Here is a 21,303-nt window from a genome sequence, read left to right on the forward strand (position 1 = left end):
TCGTTTCACAGTATTATTAAAAAAGAATTGATCTACCAGAAAAAATATAGGACAAGAGCAGAGGCAACAAAGGAAGTTTTTGAGTATATCACTTGTTTTTACAATCCAGAGAGGATTCATTCAACCATTGGATACCAATCACCGATGGAGTTTGAAAAAGCTTACTACTCAAAAATGAAAGTCGCCTAATTTAACCTTTTCCTGGACAAATNATGATGTAACGCAAGTTAGATCATCATTTGTCCAGGTTACCAAGCGATAGCGCGGTAGGAAGAAAGTAAGAAAGTGCCCAATTTAATTTGTCCGTTTTCTTGACGTAGTATCACATCTGCCTCCGTTTTTATTATTTATAAGTTGGATTAAGTGAAAAGTGAAGCGAACTGACCGATATATTTAAAAATTGACGGAAAAAATCCAAAACTGGCCGATATAATAAAAAACTGACCGTTATATTAAAATTCTGACCGATAAACTTCATAAACTGACCGATAATTACTATCTTTCTTAAAAAAGATCGCCCTGGAAGTGGCTTTTCCTTTTAAAATGTCAGTGCTTTGCTGTCATTCTATTAAATTAGTATAATAAGAAAACAATGAACTATTAAAAATACCGGGAGAACAGCGATGAAGCGCAAAAAAAGCAAAAAACGGACAAAACGCAGCTCAAATATAGCTTTACTGTTATTTCTGATGATTTTTGCCTTTGTATTAATTGACCAATCCATACAGCAGAAGATAGAGGAAAAAGCTGTTTCCTTCCTTCCTAATCCTGTGTCAGAAGATGTGCAAAAATATACGCCGGTTCTTCAGATGGAGCTGGAAAAGGTTAATATGGAGGAATATACCGTCGTTTTAGCTGCCATCATGCAGCAGGAAAGCAAAGGGAAGGGCGGTGATCCGATGCAAGCTTCCGAATCTGCAGGCTTACCGCCGAACTCCATACAAGATCCGGAACAGAGCATCAAGCAAGGGATCAAGCATTTTCAGCGAGCCCTCGAGTACGGCAATAAGAAAAATGTCGATTTTCCAACCGTGATTCAGGCTTATAATATGGGAATTGGCTATATTGATTTTGTAGCTCAGCAAGGCGGGAAGCATAGTGAGGAGATCGCGAAGGAATTTTCTCTTGAGCAGGCTGAAAAGAACCCGCAAGTATACAATTGCGGGGGAGACAAAAATAACTTCCGCTATCCATATTGTTATGGAGACTTCACTTATACCACAAAAGTAACTAAAAATATAGAAATTCTAACGGCAAGCAACTCTGAAAATCCAGAAGAATTGGAATCTGTTTGGTAAGTTAAATATAATTATATTATGTAAACAAAACGAGAACCGCACCATGAAATAGTGCGGTTTTTTAACGTTTAAATAATACATGTTCCTGCTTATTTACATCTACAAACCGAAGTGTATGATCTTGTTCAAAAATAAAATTTTCATTTAAAAAATCTGCTTTAAAGTGCATTTTTCCTTCTGCTGTACGAAGGGGCTTTAGTTCGTATTTATATAGGGCACCATATTGTTTGGGCATTGTTATATAAACTCTATTATTTTTCCATTCTATTTAAAGGATTCTTCTCCTCGTTTCTGTATTCTCCGATGACCATTGAGCCGGGAATTGATTCTTTATGGCATGCAAGCTTTCTATTAATCTCAATTCGTTTTCCAGCCACTATACCAGCTCGAAACTGGTGTGATACTGATATTGCTTAAGACAATCACAATTAAATCCTCTTCAAAGTCAATTCTTAACTCGCTTGTAAAGCCATTCATATCACCCGAATGCTGGCTTGTCTGGAAGAATCGCCAATAAACCAGCCATAACCATAGCCGCCAAGGTAGCTGGTGAACATCTTCTTTAGAAGCTGTTCACCTAATAGAGTTCCATCTTTCAAAGACATAGCCCACTTGCAGAGGTCCTCCGCCGTGCTATAAAGGCCATATGCACCCTGGGGAATACTCATATCGACAAATTCAGTCTGGATCACCTCTTTCCAGACTGAATGCCCCGTGGCCAGGTTTTTTACCACTGTTCGGCCATTGTCCAATCCTGTATTTTTTAACTGAATAGGTTTAAAAATGCATTCTTGGAGGAATTGTTCATAGGGTATACCAGAAACCTTTTCAATGATGGCTGTAAGCAATAAATGCCTTGGTTAAAGGCCCAGCCCGGAATTTGGTTTCCAGAGTATCGGTATGTCATATTGGCAGCCTGCTAATCCATACCCATTGTTCAGGAGTATATCTCCTTTATGGGCAACAAGGACGGCTCCATTAAAATAATTGCTGGAATTGAGAATGCTGTTTTAACATCCAAATAAATTTTCCGCCTTGGGAATATTTTATTATTGATTTACATATATATTGGCTGTTGTCTGTTTTTTCTCCTTTTTCTAAGATTATCGATTTATAAGTTTTTTAATAAAAATGAAACCAAATAGCTTTTCATTCGTCTATATATACGTGAGTAATTTTTATGGGCATTTGCATGAAATCGAATAGCGTAATTGAAGAACAAGAGAAAAAAGATAAATCGGATCTAAAGGCCGGTGTACTTTTCTTATGGAAGGAATGGCTGTTTCACAAGGACATGCTTGACTTTTTTTAAAAACCGGGTATAGTTATATTCTTGCGCAGCCTTTTTAATTAATTTCTTAGGATGTTCATAGTTTATTAATATTTAACAGTTATGATAGTTACTAGAATGATTGCCAGGAAATGATTTTAAAATTGATAGTGAAGTATGTTAGAATAATGTGCTAGAAGGTAGGTGTATGACTTTGAATACTTTTCTTCAAAAGAGTCATGGTATGTTTAATAAATATATTGGCTTTTTCTTTTTGGTAGTATTCCTGCTTTGGATGAAAACATATATAACTCAGATGACACAATTTAACTTAGGTATTGAAAGTACATTGCAGCAGTTTTTATTATTTATTAATCCGCTTGGATCTTCATTGCTATTTTTAGGACTTGCATTCTTCTTTAAGGGAAGAAAGAAATACATTGCCTTGATGGTTATTTATTTCCTATTATCTTTCCTTTTATTTGCAAATGTGGTGTACTATCGTTTCTTTAATGACTTTATAACATTGCCGACTTTGACACAGACCCAAAACTTTGGGGATGTAAGCAGCAGTGTAAGTTCTCTTTTAAAACCGTATGACATCCTTTTCTTTATCGATGTATTGGTGCTGATCGGATTGCTTGTTTTTAAAGTCGTAAAAGTTGAAACAAAGGATATCTCCCGCCGCAGAGTGGCAGCATTAATTTATGCTTCATTAGCTGTTTCCTTTGCCAACCTGGGAATTGCCGAGACAGACCGTCCTGAGCTGTTGACCAGAGGATTTGACCGCAACTATATCGTTAAATATCTTGGCATGTACAACTATACAATTTATGATGCGGTACAAAGTACAAAGGCATCCGCACAGAGAGTTATGGCGGACAGCAGTGACACAACAGAAGTCATTAACTTTACCAAGTCTAATTATGCAGAACCAAACCCTGAATATTTTGGTGCAGCCGAAGGCATGAATGTGATTTATCTGCATCTTGAATCTATTCAAACGTTCCTTATGAATTATGAATTGCATGGTGAAGAAGTAACACCGTTTTTGAATTCTTTAATTGAAGAAGAAAACACCATGTATTTTGATAATTTCTTTCATCAGACTGCGCAAGGTAAGACAGCAGATGCAGAATTCATTTTGGAAAACTCTTTATATGGATTGCCGCAGGGTTCAGCATTCACGACAAAAGGTATGAACACATACCATGCAGCTCCGGCAATCCTGAAAGATAAAGGCTATACGAGTGCTGTGTTCCATGGCAACTCCGGAAGCTTCTGGAACCGAAACGAAATTTATAAATCATTCGGCTACGATAAGTTTTATGATGCAAACTACTATGATTTAAAGCCTGAGGACATGGCTGATTATGGTCTGATGGATAAGCCGTTCTTTGAGCAATCCATGCCATATCTGGAGTCTCTTCCACAGCCGTTTTACTCTAAGTTCATTACCGTATCCCATCACTATCCATACCATATGGATCAGGAGAAGGCGACGATTGAGCCGCATACAACAGGCGATAAATCAGTGGATAATTACTTCCAGACAGCCCGTTATGCAGATGAAGCACTGAAAGAGTTCTTTGAGCAGCTAAAAGCTTCCGGCCTGTATGACAACTCAATCATTGTGATGTATGGCGACCATTATGGTATTTCCAAGAACCATAACAAAGCAATGGAGCAAGTTCTTGGGGAAGAAATTACACCATTTGATAGTGCTGGCCTTCAGCGAGTGCCATTGTTCATTCGCGTGCCTGGCATGGAAGGCGGCGTAAACCATGAATTTGGCGGACAGATTGACCTAATGCCGACACTTATGCATTTACTTGGTATCGATACTAAGGATTATGTGCAATTCGGAACGGATTTATTATCTGAAGAGCATGATGACCTAATTCCTTTCCGAAACGGTGACTTTATGAGTCCGACGATTTCTTCTGTTGACGGCAAGTTCTACGATTCCAAAACGGGTGAATTGCTTGAAGAAGAACGTTTTGAAGAAGCGAAAAAGCTTCAGGAAAGTGCAGAACAAAAACTGGCGCTTTCTGATAAAGTTGTAAATGGCGATCTTCTTCGATTCTATACACCTGAGAATTTTGAACCGGTTGACCGCTCAGATTATGACTATAAGTCAGATAAAAATGAAAATGCCAATGCAGAAATGAAAGATGAAAAAACTGCAGAAGCGTCAAATGAATAAATAGTAAAGGCTGCCTGAATATCCAGGCAGCCTTTTGTGTGTTGGGGTCATTTATAATGCTTTTCGTTCCCTCAATCGTTCTTTATCAAGAGCTGCATCCTCATTTTGCAAATCCTGTTCGGATAAATAGTATTCCGAGCCAAACGAGTTTTTCGGTTCTTCCAGCCAAAAATAGCATATCGTAAAGCTGATTAAGGCACCGGCAGCCAGAATAAAAAAGAAGGCTTGAGGTGAAACGAGTGTATAGAGGGTTAAATAGATTGTTGCACCGACATTTCCGTAAGCTCCAGCCATTCCGGCTATCTGGCCTGTTATCCGTTTTTTTACCATAGGAATAACAGCGAAGGTTGCCCCTTCCGCTCCCTGGATAAACATGGATGTCAAAATGGTCATCAAAACAGCTGCGAACAATGGCCAGCTTGAATCGATAAAGCCCATACCCAGGAGGCCGGCTGATATACCAAGCATATAAACAAGCATTACTCTCTTTCTGTTCCCCGTTCTGTCCGAGAGCATCCCGCCCAGCGGACGTGCAATCAGATTTATAAAAGCGAAGGAGGCTGCAATCAATCCTGCTGTGGCGGGTGTAAGGGAGAATGTCAGCTGGAAGAACATTGGCAGCATCGATACAATGGCAAGTTCAGCGCCAAAGTTTGCAAAGTATGTACTATTCAGCGCTGCCACGTTTTTAAATTTATATTGATCCTCCTCAGGAACCCCTGCCTGAAGAATAGGGATATTCACGTCCAAAATTTTATAGACCTGAATGACAAAAGCCAAGCCGATCAGGCTCCAGATAATGTATAAGGCATCTTCTGTTATAAATCCGAGATTTTCAATTCTCCAGGCACTGACTGCTAGTGCTCCCCCTAGGGGAATGGACCATATTATCAGCCATATCATATCTCCCCATGTGCTAACCTCCATTGCCCCTGACCTTTTCGGTCTAACAAGTTTTTTTCCATCCGGCGTATCCTTGACAGCCCAATAATAGAAAATTCCGTAGGCAAAACAAATAACTCCTGTAAGGGCTAAAGCGTATCTCCATCCATCACTGCCTCCGAAAAGGTTAAGCCCGATAAATGGCAGGATCATGGCTGCTGCGGCAGAGCCGAAATTTCCCCATCCTCCGTATATCCCTTCTGCAAATCCAACATCTTTTGGAGGAAACCACTCAGATACCATACGGATTCCGATTACGAAGCTGGCACCAATGCTGCCAAGGACTAAGCGGGATACCATCAGCTGAAGCCAATTATCTGCAAATGCAAAAATAAAGGCCGGAATGGACATGACAACCAACAGGGAAGAATAAACCACTCGAGGGCCATACCGGTCCAATAGGTTTCCTATGATGATCCTGGCAGGAATCGTTAAGGCGACATTTAATATTCCTAAAGCAGCAATATGCTGTGCTGTAAGCCAATCCATTTCCTCCAGCATGGTAGTAGCCAAAGGGGCCATGTTATACCAGGTGAAAAAAGAAATAAAGAAAGCAAGCCATGTGTAATGCAAAACCTTCATCCGTTCATCTTTAAATTTAAAAATATCTGCGACCTTCATGAAAACCCTCCTTTAATATCTGAATATTTTCACATTATCGCATAAAAGTAAATTATATGTAATTATTACGTTAGGTTTTCTAACATATTACTAAAGTTCTAAGTGATTCTGGATCCTTTGCTTCAAGCTGGATTAAACGCTTACATAACAATTGAAAATAAGTAAATTTGAAGCAGGAAAAAGGCTTTTGCGGTATAGGGCTATAGTTTAATAATTATAAAAAAATTCAAAAAAGTGATGTTTTTTATCATTACGATGTGATATTATCTAACATAACGAAAGGGAAATTTTGAAAGGTGGGAATTAACTTGCTGGGAGGATCACGATGGCAAAAGAAAAACTAGTCCTTATCGGGAATGGAATGGCGGGGATCCGCTGTCTGGAAGAAATTATCCTAAGTGATCCCAACCGATTCTCCATTACGGTTTTTGGAAGTGAAAATCATTTAAATTACAACCGCATCTTATTGTCTTCCATACTTCAAGGAAATTCTTCTTTTGAGGAAACAATCATCCGCGACTCCGATTGGTATGAAAAAAATCAAATCAAAGTATATACAAATGAAACAGTTATCCAATTAGACAATGTAAACAAGACGCTTACTACAAATAGGAATAGGGATGTTTCCTATGACAAACTTATTTTGGCCACTGGTTCTACACCTTTTGTCCCTCCGCTCCCCGGTACCGGTAAAGAGGGAATCATGACATTCCGTACGATAGAAGACTGCAGGCAAATTATGAATTCAGCCGATAAAGGCAAAAGTGCTGTTGTAATCGGTGGAGGCTTGCTGGGGTTGGAGGCTGCTCAAGGACTTATTCATTTAGGAATGGAAGTGACAGTAGTCCACAATGCCGAAACAATCATGAATAATCAGCTCGACTCTGTCGCGGCAGGGCTTCTGCAGGACTCACTTCAGAAAGAAGGCGTGAAATTTCTCCTTAAAAAGGAAACACAATGTTTTAAAGGAGGAAGCCGGGTTGAAAAAGTAATTTTGGCCGATGGGAAAGAACTTCCAGCCGATCTTGTCATTATAGCAGCTGGTGTCAGGCCTAATATTCAGCTTGCACAGGAATGTGGTCTAAATACAAATAAGGGGATTGTTGTCAATGGTTATATGCAGACCAGCTTTCCGGATATATACGCTGTAGGTGAATGTGCCGAGCATAGAGGTGTAGTTTATGGCTTGGTAAAACCGCTGTATGAGCAGGGAAAGGTACTGGCAAAGCATATATGTGGTGTGCCTGCAGAGGAGTATAAAGGGTCAATTTTATCCACGAAGCTGAAAATATCCGGAATGGAAGTGTTTTCTGCAGGGAACCTTTTTGAGAAAGGTTTTACAAAAGCATTGACCCTATATGACGAGGATGAACAAACTTATAAAAAAATCGTTTTTAAGCATAACAAGATTTCTGGTTTTTTAATGGTAGGTGACCTGCAAGGACATGTAAGGTTATTAGACATGATGAAGAGGAAGAGGGATTTTTCGGATGATGAAAAGGTTCAGCTGCTGAATTCAGCTGAAGAGGAGCATATAAGTTCAATGGCGCAAACCAGTATTGTATGCAACTGCAATGGCGTCACAAAAAAATCGATTATTGAAGCTGTTTCGGCAAAAGGTCTGGAAACTGTAGAAGAGGTTAGAAGCTGTACAAAGGCTTCAGGTACATGTGGAGGCTGTAAGCCGCTTGTAGAGGAGCTGCTGTTTTATATAAAAAGCGATGATTTTCATGAAAAAATGGAACCTAGCACTTTGTGCTGCTGTACAAATCTTACAGAAGAAGAGATTGTTGAACAGATTCAGATCCGCGGGCTCCGAAGTATAGAAGACGTTTTTACTGCCTTGGACTGGCGGAAGGAAAATGGCTGCAGCATCTGTGTACCTGCTCTCCGTTATTTCCTTAGTATGACTGTACCTGGCTATAAGGGAGATGGCCAATCTATATGGATTAGCGATATGGAAAACGCGATTAGGGAAGAGGACGGAACTTATTCCATTTTTCCGCAGATATATGGAGGAGAAACGGCAAGCGATCAACTGCAAAAAATCGCTGCAGCAGCTGAAAAATACAGCATTCCCAAAATAGCCTTAAGCAATAACGGCCGTATCAAGCTAACAGGAATACTGGAGAAGGATTTGCCGGGTATATGGCAGACTTTAAAAATGAAATTAATCCCTGTTCCCCAAACTGCTGCGGTGAGTGTCAATATGAATGATTCCAAAAGCTGCGGCTGTGAAATGGATTCTCCAAAGAAAATGGCTGTACAGCTGCAGAAAAAAACGGAATATGCCATATTTCCAAAGCGACTGGAAATGGGAATTGAACCTTGCAGTCATGCAAGCACCAACTTTGCCGGTAAAGATATTGTGGCTATAAAGATTAGGCAGGGCTGGGAAATTTATATTGGGGAAAATCCAGGAGAGCTTCTGACTATTGCTTCTATTGAGGAGGAAGCGGAAGAGGTGATAATTGCTTTGATGCAATATTACAGGGAATCAGCCAAATATTTGGAGAGTGTGTCAGAATGGACGGCAAGGATCGGGCTAATTCACTTGCGGGAAGTACTGTTTGATTTCGAATTAAGAAAGCTCTTAATCCGGCGCTTGGAAGAAGATACGTATAATGCAGCAAGCAGGCTGCCCGTTTTTTAGAAAGCATTGATTAATTCGATGAAAGGCGGAAAGGAAGAGCTATGACAGAACTGCTATTAAAATATTTCCGAACTAAGCAGCAGGAGGTTCAGTCAGAGAAAATTTATGACACCCAATGTCCTTTCTGCAGTATGCAATGCAAAAAGCAGGTAATTGAACAATCCATTGTAACGAGGAAACAATATAGGGTTCTAGGAAAAGGGAATCCCACATCTCATGGACGTCTATGCATTAAAGGGATGAATGCCCATCAGCATACCATGCATCCTGAACGCCTAAAATATCCTTTGCTAAAAGAGGGCGGGAAATTTAAACAGGTATCATGGGAGAAAGCATTGGATGTAATCAAGGAAAGATTTCGATCTATTCAGTGTGAATATGGCCCAAATGCTTTATCAGTGTATGGAGGCGGCTCATTAACAAATGAGACAGCTTACCTTCTTGGCAAGTTTGCGAGAGTGGCATTAAGGACAAAATACATTGATTATAATGGGCGGTTCTGCATGTCATCAGCTGCATCGGCAGCAAATCATGCCTTTGGGGTTGACCGGGGAATGACTAATGGCTTAAACGATATACCCTTGGCTGAATGCATCATTCTGGCTGGCACCAATATTGCCGAATGCCAGCCAACACTTCTTCCTTATTTTGAAAAGGCGAAGGAGAACGGGTCATTTATTATCGCCATTGATCCGCGGAAAACTTCAACAACATCCATCGCAGACCTGCATTTGCAGCCGAAGCCGGGCACTGATGCGGCTCTGGCAAACGGAATTTTGAAATGCCTGATTGAAGAAAAAGAAGTTAACCTTTCGTTTATAGAAGAAAGAACTAAAGGTTTTCAAGAGGTTAAAGCCTTTATAAACGCTGTTAAGTTGGAAGACATTGTTGAAGTGACAGGTATTCCTGCAAATCAAATTCGAAAAGCGGCTAAACTTTTTGGAAAAGCAGCAACCGGCATGATTTTTACTGCCAGGGGTGTTGAACAGCAAACAGATGGGTATCACGCCGTCAGGAATTTTTTAAATATTCTTTTAATGACAGGCAAAATTGGCAAGCCTGGGTGCGGCTATGGGGCGATAACCGGACAAGGAAATGGACAGGGTGGACGGGAGCATGGCCTTAAAGCAGATCAGCTGCCAGGGTACCGCTCAATCGAAGAACCTATCCACCGCCGCCATATTGCAAGTGTATGGAATATACCTGAAAGCGATTTGCCGGGAAAAGGTGTCTCTGCCTATGAGATGATGGAAAAAATTGATAAAGGTGAAATAAAAGGAATGCTATTGATGGGGTCAAATCCAATTGTCTCAAATCCCAACGCAAGCTTCGTTCAAAAAGCGCTGGAAAAGCTCGACTTTTTAATTGCTGCCGATCTATTTATCTCTGAAACTGCAAGGCTGGCAGATTTAATCCTTCCGGTTGCGTCTTATTTGGAAAATGAGGGAACGATGACAAACTTGGAAGGAAGAGTGCTGCACCGTCCCGCAAGCAAGCAGTGTCCTGGTGAAGCAAAACAGGATTGGCAAATCATTTGTGAAATTTCAAGAATGCTAGGAAAGGGTGACTATTTTGCTTTTTCTGGACCAAAAGCCATATTCAATGAACTTAAAACAGCCAGCAGAGGGGGCACGGCTGATTATTACGGAATAGATTATGAACTTCTTAAAAAGGGTGAAGGAATTCTATGGCCTTGCCCAGAACCGGGCCACAAAGGAACGGAAAGGCTTTTTGAACATTCCTTTGCACACGAAGATGGGAAAGCTGTCATGATTCCTGTATCCAATACACCTGAAGTAGCAAAAGAAGCAATAGATGATGCATATCCGCTTTACCTGACGACAGGAAGAGTCGTATCCCATTATTTAACTGGAGTCCAAACCCGGAAAAGCCCATCACTGGCTGCAAGAAATTTTGAGTCCTTTGCCGAAATTCATCCTGAAACAGCAAAGAAATATGGAATTCAAAATATGTCGCTCATAAAGATAGAGTCCAAAAGAGGCAGCATTGTTGTCAGGAGCCATTTGACGGAAGATATTAGGCAGGATACCGTTTTTGTCCCTTTTCATTGGGCTGAAAACCAAAATGTCAATCTTCTGGTATCGGATCAGCTCGATCCAGTTTGCCGTATGCCGGGTTTTAAAGTTACAGCTGTTAAAATTAGCAGTTTAGGATTACCAGCGGCTAGCCAGTAAATCATTCATAAAAATAAAATCAAATGATCGGGAGGCTATTAAAAAAATGGAAAAGAAGAGATTGGTTCTTGTTGGAAATGGAATGGCAGGTGTCAGGACAGTAGAAGAAATTTTAAAAGCTGCTCCTGATAAGTTTAAGATCACGATATTCGGAAGTGAGCCCCACCCTAATTATAATCGCATTCTTTTGTCAAAGGTTTTGCAAGGTGACACGGAAGTAAAGGATATTACTTTGAATGATTGGGATTGGTATGATATCAACAATATTACCCTTTATACAGGTGAAACGGCAGTAAAGGCGGATCCAGGCAGAAAGGTAGTCATCTCTGACAAAGGAAGAATTGAGCCTTATGATGAGCTGATTCTTGCAACAGGCTCTGTGCCATTCATTCTTCCTATACCTGGATCAGATAAGGAGGGGGTCACAGCGTTTCGGGATCTGGAGGATACTGAAAAAATGCTGCAGGCATCAAAAAAATATAAAAAGGCGGCTGTTATTGGCGGGGGATTGCTTGGTCTGGAGGCTGCAAGAGGCTTATTAAATTTAGGTATGGAAGTATCGGTGATTCACCTCGCACCATATTTAATGGAAAGGCAGCTGGATGAAACAGCAGGAAAGCTGCTGCAGAAAGAGCTGGAAAATCAGGGAATGAGCTTTTTGCTGGAAAAACAGACGGAGGCCATCATCGGAAATGAACGGGTGGAGGGATTGACCTTCAGTGACGGTACCATGCTGGAAGCTGATCTGGTCGTCATGGCAGCTGGAATCCGCCCGAATGTCAAACTTGCGAAGGAAAGCGGAATACAGGTGAACCGTGGCATTGTGGTCAATGATTATCTTGAAACAAGTATTCCTCATATATATTCAGTGGGAGAATGTGCCGAGCATAACGGAATTCCATATGGCCTGGTTGCTCCGCTCTATGAACAGGGAAAAGTGCTGGCCAAACATTTGTGCGGAATAGAGACTCCTCCCTATAAAGGTTCGGTTCTCTCTACTCAGCTTAAAGTATCGGGTGTGGAAGTATTTTCTGCCGGAGATTTTCAGGAAGATAAAGAGAAAAAAGCTTTAAAGATTTTCGATGACCATGAAGGTGTGTATAAAAAAATTGTCTTCCAAGGAAATAAAATCGTAGGAGCGGTTCTTTTTGGTGACAGCCAGGAAGGAAATAGACTTTTCTCGATGATCCAGAAACAGGCGGATATTTCGGATACTGCCAAGGTTTCCCTCTTGCAGCCGATAGGGAGTGAGGCTGGAGGAAGCATGGCTGCTGAAATGAATAGCGAGGATATTGTCTGCGGGTGCAATGGCGTTTCCAAAGGGGCGATCGTTGAAGCAATACAAGGGGAAGGATGCACAACAGTTGAGCAAATTAAAGCATGCACAAGCGCTTCCCGTTCATGCGGGGGCTGTAAACCGCTGGTAGCTGACTTGCTTCAGTTTACGCTAGGAACAGAATTTGATGCAAGTGCTCAAAAAGAGGCGATCTGCAGCTGTACTTCATTATCGAGGGATGAGGTAGTTGAAGAAATCAGAACAAAGGGGCTAACTCATGTAAAGGAAGTTATGAGCGTGCTTGGCTGGAAACTGGAGGAAGGCTGTTCAAAATGCCGTCCAGCCATCAATTATTATTTGGGTATGGTCAATCCAACAAGGTATGAGGATGAACGGGAATCTCGTTTTGTTAATGAAAGAATGCATGCCAATATTCAAAAAGACGGCACCTATTCAGTTGTACCGAGAATGTATGGCGGAGTGACGAATTCGAAGGATTTGCGCAAAATCGCCGATGTTGTTGATAAATATGAAATTCCATTAGTAAAGGTAACCGGGGGTCAGCGGATTGATTTATTCGGTGTTAAAAAAGAAGATTTGCCTAAAGTTTGGTCCGAATTGGATATGCCTTCAGGCTATGCATATGGGAAGTCGCTTCGCACTGTCAAAACTTGTGTCGGGGAGCAATTCTGCCGCTTTGGAACACAGGATTCCATGGGAGTTGGGGTAGCACTTGAAAAGAAATTTGAAGGATTGCAAACTCCGCATAAAGTCAAAATGGCAGTATCCGCCTGTCCTAGAAGCTGTGCTGAATCAGGATTCAAGGATATCGGTTTTATTGGCATAGATGGCGGATGGGAAATCTATGTTGGGGGAAATGGCGGTACCCATGTAAGAGGCGGGGATTTGCTTTATAAGGTGAAAACAGATGAAGAATTAATGGAAGTCACGGGTGCTTATCTTCAATACTACAGGGAAACGGCCAATTATTTGGAACGCACCTCCAATTGGGTGGATCGTGTCGGTTTGGCTCACATCCAGTCTGTGCTCGATGATAAACAGAAGCGCAAAGAACTAAATGCACGAATGGATGAGGCGTTATCAGTTCACAAAGATCCATGGAAAGAGATCATTAATAACAATAAAACAAAAGCGGAATTGTTTGAGAATCTCGTAAGATCATAAAGGAGGAGTTTCAATTGGTAAATAAGAGTATGGTCAAAGTTCTGATAGGTCCCATTCAAGAATTGCCCGAAAAACTTGGGAAAACAGTAAGGATCGGAGGAAAAGATATTGCTGTGTTCAGGCTATCAAGCGGCAAGATCCGTGCAGTTGAAAACCGCTGTCCTCATAAAGGAGGAGTACTGACTGAGGGCTTGGTCAGCGGGGACTCTGTTTTCTGTCCCATGCATGATTGGAAAATCTGTCTGGAGGATGGCAAAGTTCAAGCGCCAGATACTGGTTGTGTTCAAACTTATAAAACACTAGTTGAGAATGATACAGTCTATCTTATAATAGAAGAATAATAAGATTAGGCTGGAGGTTTTGAAATGACAAAGCTGGAAGGAAAGAAGATTGCACTGCTGGGGTCAAGAAAAATAGAGGAAATAAGCAAAATCGTTGAAAATCTTGGTGGCGTTGCCATCAGCAGGCCTGCACAGGGAACGTCCCTGTGTATCGACACAAAATTAAAAGAACATATAAACCGCATTACATCAGGCGAGTTTGACTGGGTTCTTTTTACTACTGGCATCGGGGTAGAGACCTTGCATAAAACTGCTCTGGAAATGGGAAGGGGAGAAGAATTTATTCACGTTCTCCAAAATACCGGAATTGCAGCAAGAGGTTATAAAACAGTCAATATGTTAAAAAAATGGGGGGTTACACCACAAGTCCGGGATGATGATGGAAGCACAGCTGGGCTAATTAGAAGAATGGGAGACTTTTCTCTGGAAAACAAGAAAGTGGCTCTCCAGCTTCATGGCGATCCAGCACCGAAGCTAATTCAATGGCTTGATGAGCAAAAAGCCCAATATGAAGAAGTTTTGCCGTATATCCACAATCCGCCTGAAGCGGAAGTGATGGAGATGCTTCTATCAGAGCTGCTGGAAGAAGACTTGGATGCAGCTGTTTTTACAAGTACCCCGCAGGTGCGGAATTTAATTCAATTTGCCCATGAAAAAGGTGCAGAAAATCAATTAAAAAAAGCATTTGCTGAAAAAGTCATTGCTCTGGCAGTCGGAAAAGTTACGGCACAAGCTTTATATGATCAGGGGATTGAACGCGTTATTTTTCCGGAACATGAAAGAATGGGCAGCGCGATTGTGGAGCTTTCGAATTACTATCAAAGAAACTCCGGGGAGTAAAGTGAAACTTCAATCAGTGGGGGTTTTTTCATCCCCCACTGATTGTTAGTTGAACCAATCGGGCTTTTACGGGCAGTTGATCCCCAACTTTTCCATATTAGTTTCGTATAGTCTTGAAGTAGGGGTCTTACTGCCCGTTAATGCGGGATAAAAAGAGACAAGGGGGCGGGGATTTGAAGAAAGGGAAGGTATATCTTGTTGGAGCGGGTCCAGGAGATGAAGGCTTAATAACCATTAAAGGGTTAACAGCCATCCAGCAAGCAGATGTTATATTATATGACCGTCTTATTAATCCAAAACTGCTGGATTCTGCCCCTTCCAATTGCGAACTGATTTTTTGCGGGAAGTTTCCAAAGCAGCATATGCTTAAACAGGAAATGATCAATACTATTCTCATTGAGAAAGCGATGAAGGGTTTTACGGTTGTCCGTTTAAAAGGCGGTGATCCAGGTGTTTTTGGAAGAGTCGGAGAGGAAGCGGAATCTCTTGCGGCGCATGAAATTCCATTCGAGATTGTTCCAGGAATATCCTCAGGGATAGCAGCCCCTTTATATGCTGGAATTCCTGTAACGCATCGGGAATATGGAATTTCCTTTGCAGTGGTATCCGCCCATGATAAATCGAAGGAAGGAAAGCCCAAAATTGATTGGTCAGGACTAGTTTCCAGCGTGGATACGATCGCTTTTTACATGGGAGTATCCAATATTTCATATATTGCCGAAAACCTCATCCTTCACGGAAAGCCGCAAGAAACTCCTGTAATTCTTATCCGGTGGGGGACCTATGGCAGGCAGCAGACCCTGCAGGGGACATTGGGAGACATTGCTGAAAAAGTAAAGGAAGAAGGCATGTTGAATCCAGCTATTACTTTAGTTGGTGATATTATTTCATTAAGGGACAAATTAAAATGGTTCGAAAACAAGCCGCTTTACGGAAGACAGATTCTTTTGGCGCGTACGGGTACAGCTGTAAGCTCAGTGGCTGCCCGTATGAAAGAACAAGGGGCAGATGTGATTGAATTTCCAAAGTGGGCAAAAAAAGAAGTCCCGATCAATGAAAATACCCTCAATCAGCTATTTATGTATGATCGCATTTTATTCACCTCCCCGGAATGCATTAATGAGTTTTTTGATTTATTGATAAAAAGAAAAATAGATATTAGAAATGTCCGGGCAACCCTTTATTGTTTTTCCGAAAAATCGTTGAAAGTCATACGTGATCGGGGGCTTTCCGGGCAGCTTGCATCTGATATGGAGGATTTTGGAAGGCTTTTAATTGTGGGGAATCGTGATTTTGAGAAAAATAGAAAAGGTTTTAATAACATTTATGGAAAACACGATATCCTCCAGACAAGTGAAACGGTCATTGATGAATCTTTTATTCCAGTTGTTAGAAATATGCTTAAAGAAGCATCATTAGATACGATTGTTTTTCCCAGCAGTTCCTCCGTAAATGCCTTTATGGAAAATGGGGGCCATTATGGCATAGAGGTAGCAGAATTCATAAAAAAGCTAACAATCGTCTGCATGGGAAGCAGTTCGGCACAGCGGTTAATGGAATTCGGAATTTCTCCTGATTCTGTTCCAGCAGAACCTAGTGCATCAGAGCTGGTTAAGGAATTAGTAAGGAGAGGAAGATTAGAAAAAACGGAAGCTTTAATAAATTAAAATTTGAAAAAGATTTTAAAGACTGAACCTGAACCCGTCTATGCCAAATAGCTGGGGGAGGGTTTATTTTTATTAATGCTTATTGGGATTAAACAAAAGGAAATTTTTGAAGAAAGGTTTTGAAAGGGTTTTCGCGTTATGCTACAATTTCTTACGTAAACGTTTTCGTAAATTAAGGATATTGTTGAATAAGCAGGTGGAACATGTCTTATACCATAAAAGATGTTGCTCGGAAGGCAAATGTTTCTATTGCAACCGTTTCAAGGATTCTAAACGGCCAAACAGGTTATTCTGAAAAGACAAAATCAAGAGTTTTGGAAGTGATCGCAGAGCTGGGATATCAGCCCAATGCCATAGCAAGAGGATTAATCAGTAAAAGAACTCATACCTTAGGTGTTCTCTTTCCAAAACTCTCTAGCTCACTGGTTACAGATTTTCTTGATGGAATTGAAAAAGCGGCAAATGACCATGGTTCAAGCGTAATCGTCTGCCATACTGAATCAAATGGCGTAAAAACGATGAGATACCTTCAATTGCTGGTAGAAAAACGAGTGGATGGAATCATATTTGCCAGTGAAATTTTAAAAGAAGAGTACTACGAATATCTAAAAAAAACAAAAATGCCAACCATTCTTCTATCATCCAAATCGAGTGTTTATCCGGTTCCATCTGTAAAGGTCGATGACTTTCAGGCTGCCTATTCTGCAGCAAAATATTTAATAGAAAAGGGCCATAAAAAAATAGGAATGATCAGTGGAAACAATAAAGATATCATAGCTGGAAAACCCAGGATAGACGGTTTTCAAAAGGCGCTCACAGATTATGCTATCCAGCTGGATCATCGAAATATTGTTTTTGGACAAGGATTTAATTTTCATGATGGCTTAGAATGTTTTAAAAAATTAATCGATCAATTTTCAGATGTAACAGCAATCTTTGCTGCGAGTGATGAAGTGGCAATGGGTGCTTTATCTTCTGCCTACAAATTGGGCGTAAAAGTTCCTGAAGAAATATCAATTATAGGGTATGACAATCTAAGTCTTGCTGAGATGACTATACCTCCGCTGACGACTGTTGGCCAGCCATTGGCGGAAATGGGTGAAACCGCAGCAAAAATGTTGTTTCATATGCTTGAAACCGGTGAAGTACCAGATAGCCGTATAATGCCTCATAAAATTATTGAGAGATCAAGTGTTAAAGAGATTATATAAGTCCAAAGCTTGATTTGGCCTCTGGTGTATTAAATAGATTCATGGGTTAAAGATTTTTTAGATCGGAGTTGTGTGAGTTGAACAAAACATGGTGGAAAGAAAGCGTCATCTATCAAATCTATCCAAGAAGCTTCAAAGATTCAAATGGAGACGGAATTGGCGATATTAACGGCATCACAGAAAAAATTCCTTATTTAAGCGAGCTGGGTATCGATGTGATCTGGCTATCGCCCGTTTACAAATCACCCAATGATGATAATGGCTATGATATTTCAGATTATCGGGATATCATGGATGAATTTGGGACAATGCAGGATTTCGACCGAATGCTGGAAGAAGCCCATAAGCACGGTCTTAAAATCATGATGGACCTCGTTGTCAACCATTCAAGCGATGAGCATCAATGGTTCAGGGAATCGCGAAAATCAAAGGATAATCCCTACAGAGATTATTATATTTGGAAAAAGACAGACAACGGCGAGCCTCCAACCAATTGGGGCGCAGCATTTGGCGGAAGTGTATGGGAATATGATGAACAAACCGGGGAGTATTACCTGCACCTTTTCAGCAAAAAACAGCCTGACCTGAACTGGGAAAATCCTGTTCTAAGAAATGAAGTGTATGAAATGATGCGCTACTGGCTGGATAAAGGGATCGATGGTTTCCGTATGGATGTTATCAACTTCATTTCCAAAGATACAAGCTATCCGCAGGGGGAAATTCGTGAAGGCCACAAATATGGAGACGGCAGCAAGTATTATATGAATGGACCAAGAATCCATGAATTTTTGCAGGAAATGAATAAAGAAGCGCTAAGCCATTACGATACGATCACTGTTGGCGAGATGCCAGGTGTCACGGTTGAGGAAGGAAAGCTTTATACTGGAAAAGACCGAAACGAATTAAATATGGTGTTCCATTTTGAACATGTTGGACTTGGTGATGGCCAATACGGAAAATGGGATCCGCGTCAATGGAAACTTACCGAGTTAAAAGAGATTTTCACCAAATGGCAAAAAGGCCTTGAAAAGGATGGATGGAACAGCTTGTATTGGAGCAACCATGATCAGCCGCGAGCTATTTCCAGATGGGGAAATGATTCAGAAGAATACCGCGTTACATCTGGTAAGATGATTGCTACTTGCCTTCATATGATGCAGGGTACCCCTTATATTTACCAGGGTGAAGAAATCGGCATGACAAACGTTAAGTTCAATGATATTAACGATTATCGTGATATTGAAACCTTAAATGCCTACCGTGATTTAACGCCGGATTCTTTGTCGCATGAGGAGATTTTTAAGGGCATCCATGAACGCAGCCGTGATAATGCCAGAACACCGGTTCAATGGGATGCCAGCCCAAATGCAGGTTTTACAAAGGGAACCCCTTGGATCAATGTGAATCCCAACTATAAGAAGATTAATGCCGAAGCTGTTGTAAATGAAGAGGATTCTATCTTCCACTATTATAAAAAGCTCATCCAGCTCAGGAAGCAAAACGAAGTGGTTGTTTATGGAAAGTTTGAATTAGTCATGGAAAAGGATGAGCAGATTTTTGCTTATACGCGAACGCTTGGGGAAGATCAGCTTCTTGTAATCTGCAACTTCAGCGAGCACTCTCCTGTCTTTAAGCTGCCTGAGAATATTCGTTATGATTCAAAGGAATTGCTGATTTCAAACCTGAAGACAGAAGCAAATGAATCCATTGATGAAGTAACACTTAAGCCATATGAGGCTAGGGTATATCGTCTAAGGAAATAGTAATAAGGGCCTGTTCAGGGCCCATTTTTTATGAAGAATTTGTTAAAAATGATGTTAGCCGCGATAAACAGCAGAGCAGAGGAGTTGAAGGGATGTTAATGAATAGTAATTGTTATAGCTAAATAAACACAATAGTCCTGGGATCGGCCCGGGAAAGGGAGCAATCTGCTTGATTAACGACGAGAATGCTGGGTTCAAGGGTGAAATGGTAGTAAATCCATTTGAATAAACAGCATTAGCCAACAACTTAGTCCCAACAATAGCTTGGGGCCCTCCCGCTCCGCCTGAATAACAGGATGCCAGCAACCAAACCACTTCTAAGCAAAAAGCAATAAAAGCTCATCAGCACATCATTTGATTCTCCTAAAACCTCTCCTTATGCTATCATAAACAGATAATCTACTCCGGGAGGATTCATCTTGAACAATGACAAACTTGAAGAAGCACAAGAATTTATTCGTTCTTGTTACGGCGAATTAAATAAAAGCCATGCTGAACTTGAACACAGACTCAGAAAAATTGAAAAAGGTATTGCAGAAATGGGATACTATGAACATACCTTCGAAGAACTGGAATACGGAGCAAAGGTCGCCTGGCGCAATAGCAACCGCTGCATCGGCAGGCTATTTTGGGATCAGTTAAAAGTATTGGATAGGCGGAATGCCAGGACAGAGGAGGAAGTTTTTTCTGCTCTGTTTGATCATATTCAATATGCAACGAATAATGGAAGAATACGGCCAACTATCTCTATTTTTCCGCAGGAAACTGCAGGGCAGCAGATAAGAATATGGAATCATCAATTAATTCGTTATGCAGGCTATGAGACACCGGATGGTATTATTGGCGATCCGCACTCCGTCTCTTTTACAAATCAGTGCATTCAATTAGGCTGGGAACCGAAATTTGGCAGATTTGATGTGCTGCCTTTAGTTATTCAAATTAATAATCATTCACCGCAATTAAAGGAAATACCGGAAGAACTGGTTCTCCAAGTAGAAATTCGGCATCCTGAGTATAATTGGTTTCATGATCTAGGCTTAAAATGGTATTCGGTGCCGATAATATCTGATATGAAGCTTGATATCGGGGGAATATCATATAACGCTGCGCCTTTTAATGGCTGGTATATGGGAACAGAAATTGGGGCGAGAAATCTGGCAGATGAATTCCGTTACAACACGCTTCCGCAAATCGCTTCTCTGATGGGGCTGGATATAAGAACGCATTCCTCTCTTTGGAAGGATCGTGCCCTGGTGGAATTAAATGCGGCTGTTTTGCATTCTTTTAAAGCAGAAGGGGTCAGTATTGTAGACCATCATACTGCAGCACAGCAATTCAAGAAATTTGAAGAAAATGAAAAAGTCCAGGGAAGAGAGATAACAGGTGAATGGACCTGGCTAATTCCGCCAGTGTCTCCAGCTGCTACACATATTTTCCACAGCCAGTACAATAATGAAGTAAAAATGCCCAACTACTTTTATCAAGAGCACCCTTATTAATAGAAAAAGCCGGCATCAGTGAACTGTGCCCCAGTTTACGGACAGTTTTAAAAAAGTACCTATGCTGCTAGTAGATGACCCCGGTATTGTACCGGGGTCATTTTATTTAANCCCCATTGATACCTGTGATGGTTATATTCCTTGATTATTCGATCCACTTCTATTTTTACATCTCTTAAATTATCTAAGGATTTATACTCTGCTAAATCTTTAAAGTGTCCAAAGAAACTTTCCATGGGTGCGTTATCCCAACAGTTTCCCTTTCGGGACATTGATTGGGTTAAGCCAAGTTTCTTTACTTTGCTTTGGAATAGGGGATGAGTATAGTGAAAACCT

At 40.9% G+C, this 21,303-nt stretch carries 16 protein-coding genes; 12 read left to right on the forward strand and 4 right to left on the reverse strand.

Annotated features, from left to right (window positions below):
* Both L634_RS31615 and L634_RS0123375 read left to right on the forward strand, forming a co-directional pair.
* A partial coding sequence (locus L634_RS31615) for an IS3 family transposase (RefSeq protein WP_034263122.1) occupies nucleotides 1-189 on the forward strand: 189 nt, incomplete at its 5' end.
* A 434-nt stretch (nucleotides 190-623) separates the two neighbouring features.
* Nucleotides 624-1,298 (forward strand): lysozyme family protein, encoded by a 675-nt coding sequence (locus L634_RS0123375; RefSeq protein WP_026584537.1) that lies wholly within the window; start codon nucleotides 624-626, stop codon nucleotides 1,296-1,298.
* A 61-nt stretch (nucleotides 1,299-1,359) separates the two neighbouring features.
* Here the strand turns inward: L634_RS0123375 and L634_RS33990 are convergent, their stop codons facing one another.
* Nucleotides 1,360-1,533, reverse strand: a complete 174-nt coding sequence (locus L634_RS33990) for a hypothetical protein (RefSeq protein WP_198029817.1) — start codon at nucleotides 1,531-1,533, stop codon at nucleotides 1,360-1,362.
* 238 nt (nucleotides 1,534-1,771) lie between these two features.
* Nucleotides 1,772-2,146, reverse strand: coding sequence for a serine hydrolase domain-containing protein (locus tag L634_RS0123390; protein WP_026584539.1), 375 nt, complete (start codon nucleotides 2,144-2,146; stop codon nucleotides 1,772-1,774).
* Between the two features lie 630 nt (nucleotides 2,147-2,776).
* On the opposite strand from L634_RS0123390, the gene L634_RS31620 reads away from it, so the two are divergent.
* On the forward strand, nucleotides 2,777-4,774 hold the full coding sequence (locus tag L634_RS31620; protein WP_034263124.1) for an LTA synthase family protein: 1,998 nt from the start codon (nucleotides 2,777-2,779) through the stop codon (nucleotides 4,772-4,774).
* A gap of 51 nt (nucleotides 4,775-4,825) precedes the next feature.
* Here the strand turns inward: L634_RS31620 and L634_RS0123405 are convergent, their stop codons facing one another.
* Nucleotides 4,826-6,337 carry a NarK family nitrate/nitrite MFS transporter gene (locus L634_RS0123405; RefSeq protein WP_026584540.1) on the reverse strand — a complete coding sequence of 504 codons (1,512 nt, stop codon included), beginning with the start codon at nucleotides 6,335-6,337 and terminating at the stop codon, nucleotides 4,826-4,828.
* Between the two features lie 325 nt (nucleotides 6,338-6,662).
* On the opposite strand from L634_RS0123405, the gene nirB (L634_RS0123410) reads away from it, so the two are divergent.
* The 9 genes from nirB (L634_RS0123410) to L634_RS0123450 all read left to right on the forward strand — a co-directional run bounded on the left by nirB (L634_RS0123410) (nucleotide 6,663) and on the right by L634_RS0123450 (nucleotide 20,967).
* Nucleotides 6,663-8,990 (forward strand): nitrite reductase large subunit NirB, encoded by a 2,328-nt coding sequence (gene nirB / locus L634_RS0123410; RefSeq protein WP_026584541.1) that lies wholly within the window; start codon nucleotides 6,663-6,665, stop codon nucleotides 8,988-8,990.
* 41 nt (nucleotides 8,991-9,031) lie between these two features.
* Nucleotides 9,032-11,185, forward strand: a complete 2,154-nt coding sequence (gene nasC / locus L634_RS0123415; protein WP_026584542.1) for an assimilatory nitrate reductase catalytic subunit NasC — start codon at nucleotides 9,032-9,034, stop codon at nucleotides 11,183-11,185.
* Nucleotides 11,186-11,231: 46 nt separating this feature from the next.
* Nucleotides 11,232-13,646 (forward strand): nitrite reductase large subunit NirB, encoded by a 2,415-nt coding sequence (gene nirB, locus L634_RS0123420; RefSeq protein ID WP_026584543.1) that lies wholly within the window; start codon nucleotides 11,232-11,234, stop codon nucleotides 13,644-13,646.
* 14 nt (nucleotides 13,647-13,660) lie between these two features.
* On the forward strand, nucleotides 13,661-13,987 hold the full coding sequence (nirD, locus tag L634_RS0123425; RefSeq protein WP_026584544.1) for a nitrite reductase small subunit NirD: 327 nt from the start codon (nucleotides 13,661-13,663) through the stop codon (nucleotides 13,985-13,987).
* A 24-nt stretch (nucleotides 13,988-14,011) separates the two neighbouring features.
* A complete protein-coding gene (locus L634_RS0123430) occupies nucleotides 14,012-14,827 on the forward strand; it encodes a uroporphyrinogen-III synthase (RefSeq protein ID WP_026584545.1) in 816 nt (271 codons plus the stop codon).
* Nucleotides 14,828-15,000: 173 nt separating this feature from the next.
* Nucleotides 15,001-16,494, forward strand: coding sequence for a uroporphyrinogen-III C-methyltransferase (gene cobA, locus L634_RS31625; protein ID WP_051428399.1), 1,494 nt, complete (start codon nucleotides 15,001-15,003; stop codon nucleotides 16,492-16,494).
* Between the two features lie 203 nt (nucleotides 16,495-16,697).
* Nucleotides 16,698-17,705, forward strand: coding sequence for a LacI family DNA-binding transcriptional regulator (locus L634_RS0123440; protein WP_026584546.1), 1,008 nt, complete (start codon nucleotides 16,698-16,700; stop codon nucleotides 17,703-17,705).
* Nucleotides 17,706-17,782: 77 nt separating this feature from the next.
* The gene (locus tag L634_RS0123445; RefSeq protein ID WP_026584547.1) at nucleotides 17,783-19,468 is read left to right on the forward strand and encodes a glycoside hydrolase family 13 protein; all 1,686 of its coding nucleotides are present in this window, start codon (nucleotides 17,783-17,785) and stop codon (nucleotides 19,466-19,468) included.
* Between the two features lie 416 nt (nucleotides 19,469-19,884).
* Entirely contained in the window at nucleotides 19,885-20,967 is a 1,083-nt protein-coding gene (locus L634_RS0123450; protein WP_442852719.1) for a nitric oxide synthase oxygenase, read from the forward strand.
* Between the two features lie 59 nt (nucleotides 20,968-21,026).
* Here L634_RS0123450 and L634_RS0123455 read toward each other — a convergent pair.
* Nucleotides 21,027-21,303, reverse strand: a 277-nt coding sequence (locus tag L634_RS0123455; RefSeq protein ID WP_026584254.1) for an integrase core domain-containing protein, incomplete at its 5' end; no start/stop codon positions are given.

Origin of the sequence: Bacillus sp. J33, from assembly GCF_000518885.1 — a bacterium.
In the GTDB taxonomy this organism is placed as follows: Bacteria; Bacillota; Bacilli; order Bacillales; family Cytobacillaceae; genus Cytobacillus.

Coding starts and splice junctions, on each gene's coding strand:
- L634_RS0123375 (WP_026584537.1), top strand. CDS start 624: ATGAAGCGCAAAAAAAGCAAAAAACGGACAAAACGCAGCTCAAATATA.
- L634_RS33990 (WP_198029817.1), bottom strand. CDS start 1,533: ATGCCCAAACAATATGGTGCCCTATATAAATACGAACTAAAGCCCCTT.
- L634_RS31620 (WP_034263124.1), top strand. CDS start 2,777: ATGACTTTGAATACTTTTCTTCAAAAGAGTCATGGTATGTTTAATAAA.
- L634_RS0123405 (WP_026584540.1), bottom strand. CDS start 6,337: ATGAAGGTCGCAGATATTTTTAAATTTAAAGATGAACGGATGAAGGTT.
- nirB (WP_026584541.1), top strand. CDS start 6,663: ATGGCAAAAGAAAAACTAGTCCTTATCGGGAATGGAATGGCGGGGATC.
- nasC (WP_026584542.1), top strand. CDS start 9,032: ATGACAGAACTGCTATTAAAATATTTCCGAACTAAGCAGCAGGAGGTT.
- nirB (WP_026584543.1), top strand. CDS start 11,232: ATGGAAAAGAAGAGATTGGTTCTTGTTGGAAATGGAATGGCAGGTGTC.
- L634_RS0123430 (WP_026584545.1), top strand. CDS start 14,012: ATGACAAAGCTGGAAGGAAAGAAGATTGCACTGCTGGGGTCAAGAAAA.
- L634_RS0123440 (WP_026584546.1), top strand. CDS start 16,698: ATGTCTTATACCATAAAAGATGTTGCTCGGAAGGCAAATGTTTCTATT.